This is a genomic window from Halomonas sp. PBN3 (assembly GCF_000475415.1).
GTDB lineage: Bacteria > Pseudomonadota > Gammaproteobacteria > Pseudomonadales > Halomonadaceae > Halomonas > Halomonas shengliensis.
The window spans coordinates 1-250 of record NZ_AXCA01000128.1; the positions used below are offsets into that span (position 1 = coordinate 1).

General features: G+C 66.0%; 1 pseudogene. It reads right to left on the bottom strand.

Annotated features, from left to right (window positions below):
* Positions 1-250 (bottom strand): annotated as a pseudogene (locus tag Q673_RS0118250) (IS1380 family transposase); the annotation flags it as partial.

Here is a 250-nt window from a genome sequence, read left to right on the forward strand (position 1 = left end):
CACGAGCGCCGCACGATGCACCAGCTCTTGTAGCACGGTGCGGATCCGGCGCCGCTTGGCGGGATGGCGCACCGGGCTCAGCTCGCCGGTCATGCCCAGCTGCCCCATCAGCCGCAGGATGTTGTAGGCCAGCTGGGCGAGGTGCAGGATCAGATCGTTGGTGGCGAACTTGCCCGACGGCAGCCGCTCCAGGTCGAGATCGGTCTTGATCTCACTGTGGAATTGCTCGTGGGTGGCATGCGCCTGGTAG